Consider the following 21,372-nt stretch of genomic DNA (forward strand, 5'->3'; position numbering starts at 1 on the left):
ATCATGAATAGAAAATATATAAAACTCGCAGCTGCTGCATTGCTGATACAGTTTTCAAGCTGCAAACCGAATCTGGATCTCTCCAACCCGCAGGAATTGTCGACAGACACCTATTATAAAACAGCAGATCAATTGGAAAATTCGGTCATACCGGCCTACCAAGCGTTAATCGGCCGCACACAGGGTGGATATGCGCGCAGTTTGTATTTCGAGCTCTTGGCTCCTGGGGATGATTATAATCATACCTTCAAATGGGAACCCATGTATCAGGATACCTACAATACCCCTGCGAGCGATGGGATGGCAGCCCAGACCTGGAGAGATTTTTGGAACGGGGTGTTTGCGGCTAATTTAGCCATCGATCGGATTCAGAAATTTGAAGGCGAAATAGATCAAAATAGAAAGAATAGACTCTTGGGGGAAGCGTATTTTTTGAGAGCACTGAACTATTTGCACCTGAGCATGTTGTTTGGCGAAACCATTCCGCTGATCAATAAACCTGTCGAGACCAACGAAGATTACTATCCCGGCAATGCACAGGCGGGGGCCGTATATGCCCTAATCGTGGATGACTTTAAGAGGGCATCGGAATTGTTGCCAACGCGGACAGCACTCTATGCCGACAGTAAAATGATCGGTCGGGCAACCAAAGGTGCAGCACAGGCTTACTTGGCTAAAACCTACCTGTACAAACCGATTTTGGCAAAAGGACAGCCAGCGGATTTTGCAAATGCCGAGATTCAATTGAAAAGCGTTATTGATAGCAAGGAATATCAGTTGATGTCCGCATACAGCGATAATTTTTTGGAAAAGAAAGAGAATAATCAAGAATCGGTTTTCGAGGTGCAACTTTACAATGGCCCAGGTTGGCTAGGGGACGATATATCGAGTTCATGGCGGTGGCAGGAAATCGGAATGTTTGACGGAACGGGTGGTGCCTGGTGGAACTTGGCCCCCAATAAAATGGCCCACGATGAATTTGAAGATGGAGATCCTAGAAAGTTTATGACGCTGTGGTGCGAGAATGGTGCAAAATTTACTCAGCTGGACGGTAAGGTGAGCACATATACTGACTGGATGAAAAATCTGGCGACCAATAAGGATCTCTATGGTACGAGAAAATACTGCCCCGATGTTCAGATAGCGGATTTTGATAACGGCAACAACGACCGGATTTTCCGATATAGTGATGTTCTGCTTCTTTATGCGGAGTGCCTTAACGAACGTGGCGATATCGCTGGAGCAAAGCAATACATCAATCTTGTGCGTAAACGAGCCAATAATATCGTCCCCGATGAGCAACCGCATCTCTGGTATCAAAAATCCAACGGGACAATTCCCGACGTAGATGGACTGATTGCAAAAGGTTTGGTGAAAAACGGTGTTGCGTTGAATACTATAAAAAGTATTATCGTGCATGAACGATTTGTCGAATTTTTGGGAGAATATCAGCGGTATTTTGACCTTTTGCGCTGGGGCATGGCTGACCCTACCTGGCTTGAGCCTTTAAAGAAAGCGGGCTGGTCGGCAAAAGCCATGTATTATCCCTTCCCACAGGCCGAACTGGACAATAACAAAAATTTGAAAGGGAACGACATGAACAATTGATCTGGGAAAATAGATGTTTTTATTTATTCATAGTTAGTTTTAGGTGGGGTGTCCTTTTTAGGGCACCTTTTTTTGTTCCATTGAACAAAAAGAATCCTGTGTCGATATTGTACTAGTATTGATCGATTATGTAGTTTCTTTCCTGATCCAATACAGGTATTTTTGGTATTCAAGTAGATAACAAATTATAAACCGGATGCCTTTGTCGTGCAATTTGTGTCGAGGCATTCTGATCGAAGATCATTGTATAATGGACAGAAGAACAGCAATTAAATTTCTCGGTGCAACTATTCCGACGCTTTTCCTTGGCAAATTTAGCGCTGCACACACCTATTTGGGAAGAGTACCTTTTCATCCCGACTGGCGCTCACTTGAAAATTATCAGGTACCTGATTGGTTCAGGGATGCCAAATTTGGTGTCTGGGCGCACTGGGGCCCGCAGTGTCAGCCCGAGCGCGGCGATTGGTATGCGCGGGGTATGTATCAGGAGGGATCCGATCAGTATAATTATCACGTCGAAAAATATGGACACCCTTCGGTGTTTGGTTTTAAAGATGTTATCCATCAGTGGAAAGCCGAAAATTGGAATCCGGAAGAGTTAATGGAACTGTATCAAAATGCCGGAGCCCAGTATTTTATGGCTTTGGCCAATCATCATGATAATCTGGACCTTTATCGCAGCAGCCACCATAAATGGAATAGTGTAAATGTTGGCCCCAGGAAAGATATTATAAAGGGTTGGGAAAGCGCTGCAAAAAAAAGAGGGCTGAAATTTGGTGTCAGCGTACACGCGGCACATGCCTGGACCTGGTATGAAACGGCACAACGGAGTGATAAAGAAGGTAAGTTTGCCGGTATACCCTATGATGGGAAACTAACGAAAAAGGATGGCGCAGGAAAATGGTGGGCAGCATACGATCCGCAGGAGCTTTATGCACAGGATCATGCGCTTAGTTTGGATAGTAAGGATGATAACACCGTTCATCGGCAATGGCATTGGGATGTAAATTCAGGGGTAAGTGTGCCAACAAAGGCCTATTGCGAAAACTTTAAGGCCCGGACCCTGGAATTGATCAACAATTACAAACCCGATATCGTTTATTTTGACGATACGGTGCTGCCACTTTATCCAATAAGCAATGTTGGCCTGGAGATCGCAGCCGATTTTTATAATAAAAGCGTGCAGGCAAATAAAGGCAAGGTTGATGTGGTAATCAATGGAAAAATCCTGAATGAACAACAACGAAAATGCCTGGTATGGGATATTGAACGTGGACAGAGCAACACCATTGAACCGCAGCCCTGGCAGACCTGTACCTGTATCGGTTCTTGGCACTATGATCGCCGGATTTATGAGAATAATCACTATAAATCGGCTAAAACCGTAATTCATATGCTGATTGATGTCGTCAGTAAAAACGGCAACTTATTGTTAAGTGTACCATTACGCGGTGACGGTTCCATCGACGACCGTGCAAAGGAGGTCGTAACGGGAATAGGAGGCTGGATGGCAGTTCACAGTGAAGCAATCATAGGAACAAGACCATGGCATATTTTTGGTGAGGGGCCTGCACAGGAGGAAGCTCCTTCACTGCATGTGCAGGGCTTTAATGAAGGGAAGGGAAAAGCTTTTACCGGCGATGATGTGCGCTTCACGACAAAAGGAAATGTCATGTACGCTTTTATAATGGGAACGTTGACCAAAAAGCAGCTCCGAATAAAGTCATTGGGTCGTTTAGCCCCCAATTCGAGAAAAGTTGGTCAGGTACAGTTACTCGGAACTAACGATCGTATAGCGTTTCAACAACTCGATAATGATCTAGTGGTCTCCATACCCGATAGTTTTGTTCAAAACAGTATCGCAACGGTACTAAAAATTTCCTAATGACTTTATCTTTTCTTGCGCTAGAGCATGTGTTCGACTGTGGATAAAAAGGCTAGGATGGTATCTCTTGGGATCGCCAGGCAAGCTGTATGACTAAATCGGGCTATATTGAGCCCGATAAAGTTACCTTTGCTATCGACTACCGGACTTCCACATTCGTCGGCATGAATGCGTGAGTCATGAAGAAATACACGCAAAAAATTATCCCTGCGAACTGACTTTCCTTTTGGAATATTGTTTGCAGGGTGTGGATTTTCCCTGACGGGCCAATTAGAAAGAATTACATTTGTGTATAGATCTGCAGCTCCACGTCGGTATTGAACCTGCAGCGTATCGCCGGCAGAAAATTGCTGCATCACCGCATTTATTTTGATGGCGCTTGACACATCGCGATTATTTAGTGTAAGCATACGGTCGCCGACACGAAGTCCAGCCCGGGCTGCGGCACCCATGCTATCTACTTTTGTTAAGGTCGGAAGGCCTTCTATTTCCTGCATTTGTGCATCGAAAGTTCCGGGAACAGGTAAACGTGGGAAGGTTTGGGATGACATGCCCAGTACACCGAATTTACGCTGATCGTCTCCAAGAAGCGACCACAGGTTTAAACCAACAAAAGAATCAGAAATACTTTGCCGGGCTACCTTCGATACATCGACTGACGGAAATTGATGATCACTGACGAGCGCTGCCAAGTCGCTTTTTTCGTCTCTGAGCAGAATTCTTAATACATGAATCCTGTTACCTATTTTGACGATTGGTGCTTCGCCAATAAGACTACTTTTGGATAAGATGACCTGTTTATTGTTTCCCAAATTAAATGCTGTACCTAATAGCAGTATGCTGTCGCCATCTAATGTACTGCTAATCTGGATGGGCTGAAAATTTGTTTTCGGATGTTTCGCAGGTTTTTTGATCCCCAATTTAAATAGTTTTTTTTGCTGAGGATCTTTACCGATTGAATCGGTTGATACAGGATAACTGCTGATAACAACTGGATTGGTCAGCGACTGCCAATAACTCCGGTAACTGTTTATAGGAACCTCAAAATTGATGCCTTCAGCACCATCTATACGGCTGTGAAGACCGATTACACGGCCCAGGGCATCAAATAATGGACCTCCGGAATCACCGGGTTCCATTATGCTGCTGCTTTGAATAAACCCAAAGTTGTCCAATTTCTTTAGAATGCGTCCCGTCCGTAGAAAAGGAATGTTGAAAGGTAGTGTTTCGGGATACGATAGCCCAAAGCAAAGCTGGTTTTCAGTGATGGATGACGACCAGCCCATTTCAGCATAAGGCCAGGGGCCCTGGCCTAGCATTTTCATCATGGCAATATCGGGCAAGTTACTTTGTTGATCAACGACTAGCCTTCCGAGCGCTTTGGCAATCCCTTGCGTTCCGTCGGAGAAAATAACGCGATAGAAATTGCCGGGCCTTGTAGCATGTGCCACAGTAAGAATTGTTCCGTCCGAATGGACAATTACCCCACTAAAGGGAGCACTGTTTTGCTGTCCGCTCAAACTGTCAATGCCAAACATCTTTATGGAAGCCGTCTGAACCCGTTCAATGACAGATCTCGGTATCTCATGAACTGCTGACCGCCCCGTCTGCGCAAAGCAGTAGGTGGAGCAGGTAATTAAGTATAATATTGTCTTAATAAGATATTGGAGAAATGTGCTTATAGCGAATTTTTTGGAACGAGGTATCATATTGCGAATAGGTTGATTTATCGGATTAGGTTTGGTTTTAGAAGACCACGGTTCAAAGTTAGTGGAATTGTTAATAAACAAACAAGGGTAAGTGGTTAGTTCTGGATATATTATTGATTTTACTTAGTTTTTAATGCGCTTTGCCGAAAAATTTATGGTTTACGAGTGGAAATTTTGAAAAAATAGTAGGAAGAATTTAGGGATAGGCCAATCATAGGAAGTATCCATTCTTTTTAGTTATCTTTATCCACGAAAAGATTAACCGCTAGCTAAACGAATCTACCCATGAAGTATACGAGCGAGAAAGAGCTGCTTGAAGATTTCCTAAATGGGGAGGAGCGCGCTTGCGCTTATGTATATAACCGTTATTTCAGTCGTATTTGTTTATATGCATCGAGCTTTGTAGAGGAAAGCAAAGAAGCGGAAGACATTGCCGAGGAGGGATTTATACGGTTATGGCAGAGCAAACGAAGTTTTGAAAGTTTATCCCATCTGAAAGCGGCACTCTATCAGGCCACCCGCCATGTAGGACTCAATAAGCAGACTGCCCGGCAGCGAAGGATAAATCGGGTCGATAGCTATGTGGAGCAGCAGGAACAGGATCAAAAATCCCATTTGCATGAGCTTGTCTATGCCGAAACAATGGCCGAACTCTACGATGCCATTCAAAAACTTCCACCCAAAGCACGGGAAATAATACAGCTGAGCTACCTCGAAGGCAACAGTAATCAGGAGATTGCTGATCTACTGCAGATTAATATTCAGACGGTAAAAAACCAAAAATTACGTGCCCTGGGTCTGCTGCGGCAGCATTTGAGACGAGATTCCTTTAATTACCTATTGTCATTAATCGTTCTTTTTGGGAAAATTTAATTTTTTTTTAATTGTTTTTGGTACTTTTTTCAATCGGTGTGGTATCTATAGATGAAATAGCTCAAAATGGATCCTAAAGAAGAAGAAAAACTCATCCGTATCAGTGCACTCATTCTCCAAAAAATGCAGGGAACGCTAACAGGCGAAGATCGATTTTTTTTGGAGAGTTGGCTACAGGAATCCGAAAGGAACAAACAGATCTATCAACGTTGTCTTGATGAGAAGCTGCAGCGTGATGCTTATACGCGTCTACAGGATTTTGAAACGCGACGTAATTTTGAGTCATTAAAAGCTAAAATTTCCTTCCATACTTCAAAGAAAGGACCTGGGCTCCTGAAACGTCTATTGCCTTACGTTGCTGCCGCCAGTGTGCTGCTGGCTCTTTCTGTGGTTTGGTATTGGAATAAGGATAGCAACCGGCTGGTTGAAACGCAGCGGGAGGTTGTAAATGATCGGCTTCCAGCTTCCCATCAGGCTGTTATCACACTCTCGGACGGTAGGCAATATGCTTTGAATAAAGGCGAAAAACAAGTTGTTATCGATGGCGGCGGCATACGCTATGAAGACGGACATGAAGTTGCACCGATCAATGCTGCGGTGTCTGCCAGAATCGAAACCCCACGGGGTGGTATCTACGAAGTCACTCTGCCCGATGGAACCCTGGTTAAACTAAATGCCGGGACGACACTTTCTTATCCGACAGTATTCGCTAAAGATAAACGCGAGGTAACGCTCCGTGGAGAGGCTTATTTTGAAGTTGCAAAAAAGAAGGATCAGCCTTTTATAGTTCATACCAAAAACCAGCAAGTACAAGTACTTGGAACGCACTTCAATATCAATGCCTATCAGACATCGGTACCTACAAAGACCACTTTGTTAGAAGGTAAAGTAATGGTAACGACGCTGCTTGGAAGTCAAAAAGTAACCTTATTGCCCGGCGATCAGTCTGTCAACACAGGTACAGAGTTGACCAAACATCCGGTAAACGTACAACAAGAAATGGCTTGGGTATATGGCAAATTTAATTTTGACGGAAAATCACTTCGACAAGTGATGGATGAACTGTCCCAATGGTATGCCATAGATGTCGTGTATAAGGGCGATGTGCCTAATGTTTCCTTTTTCGGTGGAACATTCAGAACGAGCAAGTTATCAACTATCCTTAAAATATTAAAAGACCAGGATCTGTCGTACCATTTGACGGAAAATGGGAAACTCATTATTGAAAAAAATGATCCTAAAGCACAGAAAGGAGGGCAATAAAGAACGAAAAATTATACTTCACCAAACGATATGAATTAACAAATTGGACAGTGGATCCTTTCATCTAATCAGTGGATCCTGCAATCTAACCTAACTAAACTAACTAGAATTAATGAAATTAAGTTGTTTTTCACAAGCGACCAAACCCCTTTTATGGCTCGTTTTTGCTGTCTTACTCCAGCTGGGCCATAAGGTAAATGCGCAAACCGTTACCTATGCCGGGCACAATGTTCCACTGATGGATGTGCTGCAGGCGGTCAAACTTCAGACGAACTATGAGGTGCTCGGAGCCAAAAAGATATTGGAATCGGCAAAGTCAATTTCAATTAAAGCGGACAAAATGCCCCTTAAATTATTTCTTGATAAAATTTTAAGTCAGCAGGAAATCGGCTACACGATTGAATCAAAGACAATTTTTCTCGAAAGGAAAGCCAGTTCACGGAAATCCGAGCCCAAAAGCCTCCCCCAGGTAGAAAAACCATCCCAGAAGCAGATTCGTGGACAAGTCCTTGGGAAAGACCAAAAGCCGCTTTCCGACGTGAATATTTCACAGGTGGGCAATACCATCGCAGTGGTCGATAAAGATGGGCATTTTTCTTTTGTCGGTACTATGCAACCGCTTACATTCAGTAGGGTTGGCTATAAAAACTTCACGCTCGCTTTGGCCGAAAACAAGGATGAGTACAGTGTAGTGATGGAGGAAGAAGCGAATGCTCTTGAGCAGGTCGTTGTAACGGGGTACCAAGTGCTAAAAAAAGATTCCTACACAGGAACGGCGATTACGAAAAGTGGCGACGAGCTGCGACAGGTAAATCCGCAAAACGTCCTCCAAGCCATGCAGGTATTCGATCCATCGTTTAAATTGCTCGATAATAATCTTGCTGGATCCAATCCCAATGCCTTGCCGAATATCAATGTGCGCGGATCTTCATCTTTGCCTACTGGCGGGAACGAAGTGCTGCGGAGGGATAATATCACTACAACTATCAATATGCCGGCTTTTATATTAAACGGTTTCGAAGTGAGTGTACAGAAGGTTCTCGATCTGGATATGACCCGTATTGAAAGTGTCACGATCTTGAAAGACGCTGCTGCTACAGCCATATATGGCTCGAGAGCGGCCAATGGTGTGATGGTAATAACGACTAAGATGCCCAGGGACGGGAAATTGCAATTGACTTATACGCATGAGAGCAATATAAATATGCCGGATTTGACAGGATACGATGTATTGCATGCTGCTGATAAATTGGCCTATGAAAAACTGGCTGGGTTGTATGATGCAACAATTCAGCGCCAACCACAGGATGCATTGGATGAGCTGTATTATCAGAAACTAGCAAATGTGCTTGGCGGTGTTGACACCTATTGGCTGTCACAGCCAGTACGGACCGCGGTCGGACAAAAGCATGGTCTCTATCTAGAAGGTGGGTCGGAAAGTTTCCGCTATGGCGTAGACATGCGTTATCAGACCAGACCCGGTGTGATGAAGGGATCGGGAAGAAATCAATATTCGGGTGGGCTAAACTTTAGTTATAACCTAAAGGATAAATTTAGATTTCAGAATGAGCTTGCCGTAACCGTGGTAGACGGGCGTGAATCGCCCTATGGAAATTTTGCGGATTATGTAAGAATGAATCCTTACTACCGCATGACAGATGATCAGGGCAATATTATACAGGAGGCGGATGTATGGACAAGGGTTGCAAACTCAGGTAGTGCACAACGGGAATACGTCTTGAATCCACTCTATAATGCGACATTGAATAGCTTCAATAAATTGGGCTATACCGAACTGCTGAACAATTTTTCGGGGGATTTTGACCTGAGTAATGGGCTGCGTCTCCGGGGACAGGTAAGTTTGTTGAAACGTTTGAATACCGATGATAATTTCCGCTCGCCCTTAGCTAATGACTTTTATTTCTATCCTACGGCACAAACAGACGAAAAGGGTAGTTATACCAGTTATACAAACAATGAATTGTACTGGGATGCAAACATACGTCTCAATTGGATGCGTACGATTGATAAACATAGCTTCAATGTGGTGGGGGGAACCAATATACGGACAGAAAGCTATGACGAGCGTTCATTTCAAGCGATCGGATTTCCGAATGATCGGTTTACAAGTGTAGGATTTGCCAAGGGATATGCTGAGAATGCGAGCCCGTCGAGCAGTTTGGGTGCCTCCAGGTTGTTTGGAGCTTTTTTAAGTGCTAACTATTCCTATGATAACCGCTATCTGATGGATGCAACGGTCCGAATTGATGGCTCCTCAAAATTTGGGGCAAATAAGCGCACCGCACCATTTTGGTCGACTGGTATCGGCTGGAATATGCACAAGGAGAAATGGTTCGCCAACGATGTTGTCAGCCAGCTGCGGCTGCGTGCAACACTGGGGCTGACGGGATCTGTGCAGTTCGATCCTTACATGTCGCGGACAACCTATAGTTACGATAAAAGCAATTGGTACTCATCGGGGCTGGGAAGTATCGTGCGTAACTATGGCAATGAAAACCTGACCTGGCAAAAGACCCAAAGTACCGATGTTGGTCTTGATCTAGGCCTTTGGCACGATCGTCTGACCCTTTCGCCACGCTACTACCATAAGATAACCCGTGATATCTTGGCTGATATTAACCTGGCACCTTCTACCGGATTTAGCTCTTATAAAGAAAACCTGGGGGACCTTGAAAATAAAGGATTTGAGCTCAATGCCAATTGGATTGCCCTTAAAAACGAAAAATGGACTCTGAGTCTATTGGCGAATTTGGTGCGGAACAGAAATAAAATCGTCCGTATTTCAAACGCATTGAAGAGCTACAACGAACGTGTCGACGAAGCTCAGCAGGGAACTGATTTAATGGCTGTTCCTTTGCTTCGTTATAAAGAAGGGCAATCCCTCGACGCTATCTATGCCGTTCCTTCTTTGGGTATCGATCCCGAGAATGGAAAGGAAGTTTTTATTAAAAAAGACGGGACGTTGTCGTATGACTGGGATGCAAGGGATATTGATGTCGTTGGAGTAGCTACACCAACAATGGAAGGATTTTTCGGAGGGACACTTCGCTATAAGCAATTTATGATGGTCGCTTATTTCCAAACGCGGATAGGAGGTAAAACCTATAACCAAACCTTGGTAGACCGTGTCGAAAATGCCGATCCACGCTACAATGTGGATAGCAGGGTTCTGGAGGAAAAATGGAAAAATCCTGGCGATGTTACCTTTTACAAAAGTATTCAGGATTTGGGACAGACAAGAGTGTCCTCGCGTTTTATTATGCCGGACAACTTATTTGCCCTACAGTCTCTTAATCTTTCTTATGATGTAGGGAAAGCGCTGTCGAAAAAATTGGCGCTGTCAAGCCTGCGTGTCGGCCTTGTTGCAAATGATATCTTTCGTTGGTCTTCGGTGAAAGTGGAACGTGGAATTACGTATCCATTTGCCCGAAGTTTGACTTTTACCCTACAGGCAGGATTATAAAAGATGGTAAATCCCATCCGAAGGATGGAAAAAATATGTACAGATGAAGAATTTAACTATAGTTTTAATACTGTTCACAGCCCTGAGTACGCTTTCTTGCTCCAAGTGGCTCGATATACAACCAGAAAGCGAAATTGACAAATCAGTTCTCTTCTCCACCGAAGATGGTTTCAAGGAAGCCCTGATTGGGGTATATACGCGTTGTGCAAAAGATGATCTCTATGGTAAGGAGCTAACCATTGGAACACCGGAGGTATTGGTCCAGAACTATGCATTATCAAGCAATGATCCGTTGCGTTATCAGCAGACAAAGTTGTTTAAATTTAATGACGGTAATTTTATTGGCCGAAAGGACAATATCTGGAAAGGTCTATACAATGGTATTGTTAATACCAATCTGATACTGGAGGAAATCGACCGTAAAAAACAATTGTTTACGGGAAGCAATTATCAATTGATCAAAGGTGAGTCGCTGGCTTTGAGAGCATATCTGCATTTTGATGCCTTGCGCCTATTTGGTCCGGCTCCGGTTGTAAATAACAAAATCGAAGCCATTCCATATGTAACGACCTATTCCAATAAGTCTACCAAATTGTCCACAGTGTCCCAACTATTGGATTCAGTAATCCGAGATCTGGAAGAAGCCAAAGAATTGCTGAAAGTTGACCCCATCCGCCTGAAATCCTATGTGGTTGGTTATCCCACTGTCGGTGACACGTTGAAAAATTCGGAGCTACAGGACAAGAGCCTCTTTTTACAGAATAGAAGGCACCGGCTTAACTATTATGCCGTGTGTGGACTGCTGGCACGCACCTATCTCTACAGCGGAGACAAAGTAAAGGCATTGCTGAACGCACGTGAAGTGATTGATGCCAAAAAATTTCCATGGACCAATGCCACTGATTTCCTTGCTGTCGATGCGGATAAAAAGGATCGGATTTTCTATAAAGAACTGTTGTTTGCCTGGTATATCCCGGCTATGAACAACACCTATAACAATGACTGGTTTCAGGACAACAACAGCGCGATCTATTTGGATCAGGATGAGGCAAAAACCATCTACGAGGTTGCAGGAGCCGGTGGCGGTGACATGCGCTATACACAATGGTTTGGAACAGTAAGCGTTGGAAATTCCTTTATATCATCTATTCACAAATATCGCCGGAATACGTTGGGTGACAGTTTTGCCGCCAATCTTCATTATTTGGTAGCTCCGGCGATCCGCTTGAGTGAAATCTACTATATCGCCGCCGAATGTAGCTACGAAACAGCACCCGCTCAGGCTGCAGCATGGCTTGACGAGGTCCGTGAACATCGAGGCATTGGTCAGAAAGTGGATATTTCGACAAACGCCAAACTCCGAACCGAACTACTGAAGGAATATCGGAAAGAAATGTTTGCCGAAGGACAATTGTTTTTCGCGTATAAACGGCTCAATGAACCAATTGTCGGACAGCAAGGCACTACAATTCCGGCCAGTCAACAAATTTATGTATGGCCGTTGCCGGATGATGAAATTATCTATGGACAACGGTAAATCGTAACCAAAATGAAAAAAGATACTTTATTACTTCTGCTATTGCTACTACCACTGCTGATGTTGTGTTCTTGCAAAAAGGCAGTTTTAGCGACCTACGACAGGTCGGCAAATGTTTATTTTGATTTGAGCGACGCTGATCGGGATAGCATTGTATATACTTTTGCCTACGATATGACCAAGGCGCAGGATACCATTTTTGTTCCTGTCAAAGTAATGGGATACCGTGACCAGCACACTCGGCATTTTGAGGCTTTCGTGGAAAAAGATTCATCAACGGCGCGTGCAGACCTGCACTATGATCCGTTGAAATCAGAATATCCATTGGAAAGTAATGCCGGTCGGGCCTTTATGCCTATCGTTGTGCATAATATAAGCGCGCTTGAAAGTCAATCTGTATCACTGCTCGTAAAACTTAAGGCTAGTGATGACTTTGGGGTTGAAAACCCAACACTGATACGGGCGCGAATTATTATTTCGGCCCAATTGGAACAGCCTGCCTGGTGGACCATGTGGCTCGATAATTATTCGCGGGTAAAACATCAGCTCTTCCTAATTGTCACCGAACAACGTTCGCTTTCGACGGTCGGGCTCGATGCACCCAAAAATCTCTACTTTGCAAATCTCTTGCTCATGATGCTCAACGATCCATTTAAATGGGTCAAGGATCATCCAGAAAAAAAATACGTGCTGAGCAGCAACGATAATGGACAGACCTACCAATTCTATCATGTGGACAATCCAAACCGAAGCATCTTATTAAGGAAAAATAGCGCTTCGGGTAAGTATTATTTTATAGATGAATCAGGAAAGGAAGTCAGATAGATGAAAAGAAATTTAAACAGATTGAGAGCAATACTATTTTTTGCTATTGTGTCTTTAACCCTATTGGCTTTCGAAAGCTGTTATAAGGACAAGGGAAATTATGCCATCGATATGCCTGATGGGCCGCAGATCACAGGGTTAGATACTTTGTATGAAGCATCGGTGGGGGACAGCCTTATTATAACCCCAAAAATTACCGGCATCGATGCGGCTTCAGTGAAATGTAACTGGCGAATAGATGTGCCAGAGGCACTCGTCCCCGAAGCTAACCACTACGAAGGTCCCGCGCTGCGTATCGTTTTCGGGCTTCAGGCCAAAAGATATACGGCGCGCCTTACGGTGACCAATACGGGCAATGGGATGAAATATTTCTATAATTTTAAGATCCAGGGAACGACAGCTTTTTCGCGTGGGTCACTTGTGTTATCTGTCGAAAACGGGGTTAGTAAACTCTCGTTTATAAAGCCCGATAATACTGTACAGCCCAATATTTATGAGGCGATCAACGGCGAACCATTACCGGTGGATCCTATGCATATCCATTACTTAAAAAACCAGTTTACGGGAAATACCCCCTTGGGTTACTGGATTATATCAAAACAGGCCGGCGTGCGGTTAGATGTAAACAATCTTGTTAAGGAGGCGGTAAAACCCGGTACCCTGCACGATAACTTTTTTTTGGCACCGTCAACGATTGCTGTGGGAAGTTTGTTCGCCCATCCTCAAGGGGTAATGATGGGGGTAATCAATGACAAATTTTATGGGGGAACTACAAACACCTGGGATCAATCGAACACCTACGGCATGTTTGGAACTTATGCGGATGGGGACTACGCGTTAGCACCAGAAGTAGTATTGACAACAGTAGACAATAATTATAGCGTAATCGCTTTCGAAAAAAATAAAAAGCAGTTTGTCCGAATCAATATTTACGGTAGCCCTATGTATTTTGGTACCCAGTATAGTCCCGTCAATACTGAAATTTTTGATCCAACACAGGTAGGCATGGATCTGATCAAAATGGTGCAGATCAATAATACGGATACCTATGCTTATACGAAGGACGGGAGTGGTCATATTTATGAATTGAAGTTCAATGCAAATTTTAATGGACCATTTATGATCACCGCAATACATAAGAAGATCTTTATAAAACAAGAATGGATCAATGCGGAAACAAAGTTGGTGGCGACCCGAAATGGGTATATTTATGTGGCCTACAAAAATCAGGTATTTCGCTACAACCCGCTCAATCAGCAAGTCGATCTATTGAAAACAACCATCAAATCGGATATAAGCATGCTCAAATTAGAGGACGATGAGAATACCCTGATTGCTGGGGCAGAAGGAGCGCTGTATTATATGGATATCCGTGTTGGGAAAAATGGCGAGTTGCTCAAAACAATTGAGGGTCTTCCCGGAAATCCTGTGGATATGACCTGGCGTAACTAAAAGGAATAATATAAAAATTGAACCAAACAAAAAAATATGAAAAATTTAAAAATAGTTGCCTTAGCACTGGCATTTTTGCCTATGACATCCTTTGCGCAGCAAGCTAGCTTCCAGATCAAGGGAAGTGCACCAAAAGCTTTCAATGGCAAGAAAGTGTATCTGGATTATATAAGAGATGGATTTCCGGCATCGGATTCATCGGCTATCGTGGACGGCAGATTTAGTTTCAAAGGAACAGTAGAGGAGCCGTCTTACTCCAGGATGGTTTTTGATCAAGACAGTAAGGGGAAATTAGTCGCACAGAATATTGGCGACCGTTTATACTTCTATTTAGGCAATGAAACTTACAATATGACCATCAAGGATTCATTGCGTACTGCTGCCATAAAAGGGTCGCCGTTGCATAACGCCTATGTCGCTTATTTAAATGAAATTGGTGGTGGTTTCATGGATATCATTGATGCGGGGAATAAGGCCTTTGCGGCCGTAAAGCAAGATGCTCCCGATGCCAGCGAGCAGTATAAGGCTATTCATGAAAGGTTTGAGGCGCGTTTTGAAGCTCGCCGGGTAAAAGAGCTTGCATTTGCTGCCAAAAATCCCAATTCAATATTTGCGGTGGACGCCCTTATTGATGCGGCCAACAAACGAAAGCTCAGTGAGATCGAACCTTTGTTTTTGAAGCTGTCCAAAGAAGTGCGTCAAATGACCAATGCGCGACAGTTGGAAGCGCGTTTTCTAGCGGAGAGAAGTGTAAAAATCGGCAATAAGGCACCCGATTTTTCCCAGCCGGATACGGAAGGGAAAATGATCAAAGTATCCGATTTTAAAGGCCAGTATGTGCTTATCGACTTTTGGGCAAGCTGGTGTAGTCCTTGCCGTGCTGAAAACCCCAACTTATTAAAGGCCTATAACAAATACAAAAGTAAAGGATTGGAGGTCCTTGCAGTGTCGCTAGATGATACCAAAGGAAAAAATGCCTGGTTAAAAGCCATCAAAGATGATGGTTTGCCATGGATCCATGTCGCAGATCTAAAAGGCTGGAGCAATGAGGCTGCGGTATTGTATGGCGTACGTGCTGTACCACAAAATTATTTAGTGGATCCTAAAGGAAACATTGTCGCTATCAATATAAAAGGTGAACTGTTACACCAGGAGTTGGCCAAAATTTTTGGAAATTAATGATCGAGCGTTTTGTTATCTCTTTTAAAGATAACGAAGGAAATTATAAGAAAAGAACGGTTTAGTGATTCGGGCGGCTAGCTGCTTGTCATTCAAAGCTAGGGATTGACTCCCTAGCTTTTTTTATTTTTTTATTTTCGTCAGCAATTTAAGCATGCTTGCCGCATAATTTTTACCCAGCTGCCGGTATCCGGCAGGACTGAAGTGTAGTCCATCGCCGATACCCTGGCAACCCGCAGAAGAAATGATATGTGCAGTTGGGATAGTAGCGGGCAATGTTTGGATGATACTGTTCATGCTTGCGCATTTACCCCCTGCTTCGGCCGATAGGAGTTCACCAGCAAGTAGGGGTACATCTTCGGCTTTCAGGTGCAAATCGTGCAAGAGGTTTTCATAGACTTTTTTTACTTTATTGGGCCATTCGCGATCGCCGGTATTGGATTCCCCCTGGTGAAGTAAAATACCTTTGATAATACCTTTCTGCTGTGCCATCTTGGCCAGGACGACAAGCCTTTCATAAGGATTATTGTCATAAGCTGCAAGCATGGATTTCATCCATTCGGGTGCCTTTGCGACATAGCTTGACGTGCTATCTTGATCAAATAATTGAATATGGCAACCACCTACCGAAACATTGATGACTCCGATCTCGATATTTTTGGGAAGCTTTTCTACAAGCGTTCTGCCAAAATAATCTGCAGGTGTAAGGCCTGTGTGGCAACGCGTAAGTGGTGCCCGGGCAGGATACCACTTACCGTACTGCCGTCCCAATTCGGGGCAATCTACTGCCGCCAGCACATGAAACCGGCTGTTGGTGATGGTGTCCTGAGGTTCGAATTGTCCATGTCCCTCCATATTGGATTGTCCTAAACAAAGGTAGATATGGAAGTTCTTGTCTTGGGCACAAGCTGTTGTTCCGGTAAAACAACATACCAAGAAGATCAGTAGCAGCATTTTAAATTGTGTTTGTCGCATCGTGAAGCTTTTTATGTTTTTAAAATTAACCTATTTCGCGGTAAGTATGGCTTACCGCGAAAAGATAGTGTTTAGTTCATGGCAATAAATTTGAACTTAAATAATTGACAGGAGGTACCATAGTAATCCCAAAGCTGAAGATTGGAATTGCCGTCCATGGTACAGTTGGGTACATCCCAACCGCGTGTAGCATCTACCTTTGAGGTAATTTTGTAATAGCCATTGGCTACAGCAGTTACCTTCCAGGCCTGAGCATCATTGCTATAGTTCTGCCAAAGCCGGATGGCAGTTCCGAGCGCATTGCTATTACTCGTCAGATCAATGCAGCGATTGCTTGCACTTGCTTTTGAAACAAAGCGCCAGTATCCGTTACCGGCATCTATAGCGACCCAGCGCTGTGCATTTGCGCCATTTCTGGTCCACGGTCTGAGCACTGCACCGTTGGCATCTTCACCTGATTTTAAATCAAGTACCTTGTTGGCATCGGTCTGGAATTCGATTTCGTAAATGCCATTATTGACCAGACTAGTAACTGTACAGTTAGACATGGGGTAATTGGAGGCAGCATACTGCTGAAACCACTGTTTAGCGGGAGCAGCACAGGCTTCCCAATCATTGTTAAAAGCTGTCCCGGCGTTGGGATCCCCTTTGTGGAGCAGATCGTCGGGGGCGAGAAAGTTCCAGCTTACATTGCCGGACTGATCCACAATATATTTTAAATTTGCACCAAAACCGTTTCCGCCAGCGGTACCGGTTGATCCCGTACCAAATGTGCCATATCCCTGTGGAGCCCAGTCTGTCTCTGTAATGGCAATGGGTGCAATGTCTGCAATAGGTTTAACATTTGTATTCCAGGCATTTTGAAAAGCTTGATAGGTATTGACACCACCCCAATACCCGGGGTAGATATGTACTGCATAGCCAATGTTGCCACCCGTAATCGGATTATTGACATAGCCTTGATAATGGGACTGCCAGCCAGTTCCTGGTATCCAGCATACATTGTTGGCACCGTTATTACGAATGATATTGACCAAGGGCTGAAAGAAATTTTTCAACGCAGCAAAATGCTCGTTGCCGGTCGTCCCCCAGTTGCCATTTGTTCCCAGAATCTCAACGGGTTCGTTAGCCAATTCAAACATCACATTGTCTGCATTCTTTAGTGATGGGTGCTGCGATAGAAAAGTCCATACGGTCTTAAGATAGGTATGATAGGCATCATTGACTGCGATACGGTGTGGACATACGCCAGGAGGACGCAAGATCACATACATGCCCCGGCTGCGGGCATGGTTGATTAGTGGAATAATGACCTGATCAGTATAGGTAACCAAGCGATTATAGTTAAATCTTGAGATGTCGTCTTCAGGAATAGGAGCGCCTGGATCATTGGTCCAATACGGATCGATGTGCAGACGGATATAATTGAGATACCAACCGTCGGCCGCGCTGCTGAGTTTGTCAACGACTGCTTTATTGTAATTGAGCGCATCCTGAACATTGTAATTATCCCAGGTGCAGTAACCGGAGTTGGCACCATACTGGCAGCCATTGAACCAAGGGCTTGGCGTAATGGCTACCCCATGCAGGACAATATTATTGTCGCAGGGATCTTTGAGGTACTTGCCTCCGACATGTAGGGTCGGGGTTGGCCGCGGCCAGCTTGTAACGGCTTGCGCGGAAACATTGGATTTAAGACTTCTTTCGGATTCGCTGGTCAATGTTTTTTCTTCCAGCCGCGAGCAGCTGGAAAAAATAGCTAATAAAAAGATCAGCAATAACCACATGTTGTTTGTTCTCATAATTTACATATTTAAAGGGTGATTAATGATCTTATTTTTTAGCTAACAATGCCTCAGCAACCGCCTGATAGGCTGGCTTTCGAACGAATCCTTCGGTCCATAAACCGATGGGTTCCCCACGTCTCCAAAATGAATTCTCTTGGTCCGGACTGTCCAGTGGGCTCCATATGGTAATACCATATTGCTTATCCTTGGGAATGATCTCAAGATATTTTTCAACGACAAATTTGTACATGTCGGCCTGCTGCTGATACATTTCAGTCGTTGCATTGCTAGTCTTTATGCCATTTCCCAAACCAATATCGAGCTCAGACACTTTGATCAGCTTGCCGGTGGCGGCCAATAGGTTAAACATACTGACGATATTGTCTTTGCTTGTGTTGATGTCGATGTGCATCTGGGTACCGATCCCATCCACCTTGGCGCCTTTGCTTTCGATGTAGCTGACATACGCGATCAGTCCTTTACATTTATTGCCACTGCCTTCCAAACCATAGTCATTGATGAAAAGGAGGTCATTTGCATTGCCATATTTGCGGGCAAATTGGAAAGCTTTCACGGCATAATCTTTACCTAAGTAATCCTGCCAGTAGAACTCATCATCAGCCAGGTCGGTTTTTCCAACTCCTGTCTTCAAGGCATATTGATCGGGCCAGTCGGACATGGGCTCGTTGACCACATCCCAGGCTTTGATATAACCTTTGGTTTTTTCGAGCATGCCAGCAATAAACGTCTCAAGAGTTTTTGTGAGTATGGCGTCTTTCTCGGCAGGTGTTTTCTCAATCGTGCTACCTCCCGGGCTGCCATATCCTTCACCATTGGCGGACTGCGCTCGGGATGAATTATTTCCCCAACCGAACCAACCGTCAATATTGTTTTCAAAATCACTGTTGGCAATGAGGCTTGTTGAACTGCCAGTTTTTGTAAGCACAACCTTGTCGATGAAGATTGTTCCATCGTATTGGCCAAAATTGATAATAAAACGGTTACGCGCGGCAGTTGCAGTCACTTTAAGTTCGTATTCTTTGTAGCTTGTCGTTAATGCTAATGAGCCCATGTTGTCGCCGGTGTAATTGGCGGTGGTCTGCAGATCGATGTCAATGTTGCCCGCTTTATTGCCTCGTGCGACAATCTTCAATACATATTCTTTACCCACTTCCGTCGGGTTGATATCATAGGCGGTCTGTGCTTCCCAGGCATTGACAACAGAGGGGTTACTCATTTTTAAAGCGTGCCCCGCCAGGGCTGGACCTCCCGAACCTGGTATCACCACAGGGGCAATTAACTTATTGAGATAGGCCGCATTCTGTCCCGAGTGCCAGCAAAGGGTATGGCCATATAGCGCCATGTTGTTTTCCTGTGCGGCTGTGATAAGCTGTTCGACCCGTGATAGATTGAGACTTCCGTCGGCCTGCACAATGGAGCCATGTTTCATTTCATAGCCCATGACCATTTCTTCAAAATTTCGGTTAGCTAAGCGGTAAAGGATTCCTTTGTTAAAATAATCGTTCATATTGAGCGCAACACCGAGCTTAAATCCGGGGTTGCCTTGCTTATCCAGATAACTTTTTAATGGGTTGTAAGCATTGATATCTTCCTGCGTCAGTACTTTCTCCGGTTTATCGACGGCGTAATCCAGTGGCTGATATTTGGAACAGGAACTCCAGGCGGTGCCGAGCGAAAGTAGGATGACGATAGTTTTATTGATTTTTTTCATCGTTGTTCGTTATAGAATTGATACTACTTTTTGATGGGTGTAAATGTTTCCATTTTTACAGATCTGTCCCGCATCACGAGGGTATCCTTGCTGGTGACACTCATTTGTGTCATATCGATCGTGTAGGAAAGATAAAGTGCATCTCTGTCTGTATTACCCCAGCTGTTTTTTTCGCCCCGTTTGACAAACTTACCGGTTCCTGTAGCGGAGATGCCAGCACTTGCCGAGCTAATGCTACAATTGTTGTCGTCATCAAAAGTTAAGTTCAGATTGACATTGATATTGACATCATCAGTTCCTTTAAAAGAAAGGGGTAAGATCGATTTCTTTAGCGCTGCCGTCGTGACGCTTTTGACTTCGTCTTTTTCTACGTAGGCCTGATGTCTGACGATATTTTTTGTCAAGCTATTATTGGCACCTTTGCCGACAATTTGGTCGGTACCCCGACGCAGGTAATTGCCGTGCCAGGGATTGATATATTTGAGTGCATAAAAGATAAAATCTTTTGGTGCGACATCCCAATCGGATACAATAGCCCTATTGGCAGTCTGTAGCGAAGTTTTACCGGAGAGGATGGAATCGGCGTTAACCACTTTTGTCATCCTTAGAGGAAGTACGTAATAGGTTTCCAAGGATTTTGGGTCGGCAAAAAATGCGTCAGTCAGTTGCACTTCAACACCGCCTGTGAGACTACCACTTGGGATGTTAATTTGATTGCTGCTAAGCTGGTAGTAATTGTTGGGCAATGCGGAAACTGCCTGGCCGTTTGGATAGCTAAGGCCATTCGTAAGGCTGTTGTCGACAACAAAATCGATACGGATGTCTTTTGCATTGTTGTATACTCCTCCAGTGGTTGCCATGACTTTCACCTTATGCTGGTTGTCGAGACTGTTGTCAAAAATGTCTTCGCCTAGGGTTACCGTTCTGACTGGTGTCTGATAGGCGAAGTATACCGATTGAAATTCGAAATCTGGGAACTCCCAGTCGTTATTTTTGCAAGACGCCAGGCTTACCAAAGCCATGGCGTAAAGAAGATTGATCTTTTTCATTATGCGTGTATTAA

General features: G+C 44.2%; 14 protein-coding genes. 9 read left to right on the forward strand and 5 right to left on the reverse strand.

What is annotated here, in order from left to right; all coding sequences use genetic code 11:
* Positions 1–3: 3 nt before the first annotated feature.
* Together HS960_RS01575 and HS960_RS01580 are read left to right on the forward strand one after the other, a co-directional pair.
* Positions 4–1,608: a RagB/SusD family nutrient uptake outer membrane protein gene (locus HS960_RS01575; protein ID WP_153846254.1), complete on the forward strand. Its 1,605-nt coding sequence runs from the start codon at positions 4–6 to the stop codon at positions 1,606–1,608.
* A gap of 250 nt (positions 1,609–1,858) precedes the next feature.
* Positions 1,859–3,493: an alpha-L-fucosidase gene (locus tag HS960_RS01580; RefSeq protein ID WP_153846253.1), complete on the forward strand. Its 1,635-nt coding sequence runs from the start codon at positions 1,859–1,861 to the stop codon at positions 3,491–3,493.
* 20 nt (positions 3,494–3,513) lie between these two features.
* Here the strand turns inward: HS960_RS01580 and HS960_RS01585 are convergent, their stop codons facing one another.
* Positions 3,514–5,202, reverse strand: a complete 1,689-nt coding sequence (locus HS960_RS01585) for a trypsin-like peptidase domain-containing protein (protein WP_159727898.1) — start codon at positions 5,200–5,202, stop codon at positions 3,514–3,516.
* A 285-nt stretch (positions 5,203–5,487) separates the two neighbouring features.
* Between HS960_RS01585 and HS960_RS01590 the strand changes: the two genes are divergently transcribed.
* The 7 genes from HS960_RS01590 (at position 5,488) to HS960_RS01620 (ending at position 15,815) form a co-directional block, all read left to right on the forward strand.
* A complete protein-coding gene (locus HS960_RS01590) occupies positions 5,488–6,075 on the forward strand; it encodes an RNA polymerase sigma factor (protein ID WP_153846251.1) in 588 nt (195 codons plus the stop codon).
* Between the two features lie 66 nt (positions 6,076–6,141).
* A complete protein-coding gene (locus tag HS960_RS01595) occupies positions 6,142–7,338 on the forward strand; it encodes a FecR family protein (protein ID WP_182331107.1) in 1,197 nt (398 codons plus the stop codon).
* A 112-nt stretch (positions 7,339–7,450) separates the two neighbouring features.
* Complete coding sequence (locus HS960_RS01600; RefSeq protein ID WP_228280171.1) at positions 7,451–10,822, forward strand: SusC/RagA family TonB-linked outer membrane protein; 3,372 nt, start codon at positions 7,451–7,453, stop codon at positions 10,820–10,822.
* Between the two features lie 43 nt (positions 10,823–10,865).
* Entirely contained in the window at positions 10,866–12,359 is a 1,494-nt protein-coding gene (locus tag HS960_RS01605; RefSeq protein WP_120332417.1) for a RagB/SusD family nutrient uptake outer membrane protein, read from the forward strand.
* Between the two features lie 12 nt (positions 12,360–12,371).
* Positions 12,372–13,184 (forward strand): DUF4843 domain-containing protein, encoded by an 813-nt coding sequence (locus HS960_RS01610; RefSeq protein WP_153846247.1) that lies wholly within the window; start codon positions 12,372–12,374, stop codon positions 13,182–13,184.
* On the forward strand, positions 13,185–14,636 hold the full coding sequence (locus tag HS960_RS01615; RefSeq protein ID WP_182331108.1) for a PKD-like family lipoprotein: 1,452 nt from the start codon (positions 13,185–13,187) through the stop codon (positions 14,634–14,636). It begins immediately after the preceding gene.
* 36 nt (positions 14,637–14,672) lie between these two features.
* Complete coding sequence (locus tag HS960_RS01620) at positions 14,673–15,815, forward strand: TlpA disulfide reductase family protein (RefSeq protein WP_153846245.1); 1,143 nt, start codon at positions 14,673–14,675, stop codon at positions 15,813–15,815.
* A 123-nt stretch (positions 15,816–15,938) separates the two neighbouring features.
* Here the strand turns inward: HS960_RS01620 and HS960_RS01625 are convergent, their stop codons facing one another.
* The 4 genes from HS960_RS01625 to HS960_RS01640 form a co-directional block, all read right to left on the reverse strand.
* Positions 15,939–16,790 (reverse strand): sialate O-acetylesterase, encoded by an 852-nt coding sequence (locus HS960_RS01625; protein WP_159727892.1) that lies wholly within the window; start codon positions 16,788–16,790, stop codon positions 15,939–15,941.
* A 71-nt stretch (positions 16,791–16,861) separates the two neighbouring features.
* The gene (locus tag HS960_RS01630; protein WP_182331109.1) at positions 16,862–18,592 is read right to left on the reverse strand and encodes an RICIN domain-containing protein; all 1,731 of its coding nucleotides are present in this window, start codon (positions 18,590–18,592) and stop codon (positions 16,862–16,864) included.
* A gap of 31 nt (positions 18,593–18,623) precedes the next feature.
* On the reverse strand, positions 18,624–20,309 hold the full coding sequence (locus tag HS960_RS01635) for an endo-1,4-beta-xylanase (protein WP_202883734.1): 1,686 nt from the start codon (positions 20,307–20,309) through the stop codon (positions 18,624–18,626).
* Between the two features lie 23 nt (positions 20,310–20,332).
* Positions 20,333–21,358, reverse strand: coding sequence for a DUF5627 domain-containing protein (locus HS960_RS01640; protein WP_182331110.1), 1,026 nt, complete (start codon positions 21,356–21,358; stop codon positions 20,333–20,335).
* Positions 21,359–21,372: the final 14 nt, after the last annotated feature.

This window comes from Sphingobacterium paramultivorum, assembly GCF_014109745.1.
GTDB lineage: Bacteria > Bacteroidota > Bacteroidia > Sphingobacteriales > Sphingobacteriaceae > Sphingobacterium > Sphingobacterium paramultivorum.